General features: G+C 69.0%; 1 protein-coding gene. It reads right to left on the bottom strand.

Annotated features, from left to right (window positions below):
• Window positions 1–67 precede the first annotated feature (67 nt).
• The gene (locus RT567_RS14690; RefSeq protein WP_313576997.1) at window positions 68–892 is read right to left on the bottom strand and encodes a ScpA family protein; all 825 of its coding nucleotides are present in this window, start codon (window positions 890–892) and stop codon (window positions 68–70) included.
• Between the last annotated feature and the right edge of the window lie 93 nt (window positions 893–985).

The following is a 985-nucleotide window of genomic DNA, read 5'->3' as shown; positions in this document are numbered from 1 at the left end:
TCTTTCGACGTCGAGGGGCTGGATCCTCGGGTCAAGCCCGAGGATGACGGCGAAGAAGGAAGATAGGTCACGGCGTCAGCTCCAGCGGCTGGCCCAGCCCTCTGCGCTTCAGCCACACCGCGTCGAATGGCCGCTCCTGGCGGATGTCCATGCCGCCCTCCTTCACCAGCTCCAGACTGGCCGACAGGGTGGAGGCGGTATAGCTGGCCTGGTTGGGGCCGTCCTGCCCGTCCGGCTTCTGCGGCGCCACGCGCTCCAGCGGCGTCCATTCGGCCAGGCGCGGCATGATCTCGCGCAGCCAGTCGCGCGCCGCCTCCAGTTGGAAGGCCTCGACCCGCTGGCCAGGGGCGTATTTGCGGCGCTCCTCGCGGCGGCGCTGGGCGACATAGGCGCTCATCAGTTCATAGAGGCTGGCGTCCAACCGGTCGGACGGGATGATGACCGTCGCCTGCGGGTCGCCGCGCGTGAAGACGTCGCGCTTCAGCTGCGGGCGGCTGGTGATGGCCTCCACCGCCGTGCGCATGGCCTCCAGCTTCTGCAGGCGGAAGGCCAGGGCGGCGGCGATTTCTTCGGCCGGCGGCTCCTCCGGCTTGTCCTTCTCGTTGCGCGGGATCAGCAGGCGCGACTTCAGATAGGCCAGCCACGACGCCATCACGAGGTAGTCGGCCGCCAGCGCGAAGTTGCGCCGCCGCGCCTCGTGCACGAAGGCCAGATACTGTTCGGCCAGACGGGTGATGGACAGCTTCAGCAGGTCCACCTTCTGCGTCCGCGCCAGGGCCAGAAGGACATGTAGAGGGCCTTCATACCCCTCCAGATCGACGACGAAGGCCTCCTGCGCCTCGACCTGTTCGACGGCGGTGAAGTCGAGATTCGGCTGGAAGGCCTCGCTCATGCGCCCTCCCCGGCGATCACCCTTGCGCCTCGCCCACGTCCGGCCCCTTGGCGGCGTCGAAGCGGCCGTTCAGCGCCGCCTCCAGCCGGGCGC

This window comes from Brevundimonas sp. (assembly GCF_032107865.1).
GTDB lineage: Bacteria > Pseudomonadota > Alphaproteobacteria > Caulobacterales > Caulobacteraceae > Brevundimonas.
Note: the sequence above shows the minus strand (reverse complement) of the source record. Positions and strands in the feature narration are given on the sequence as shown.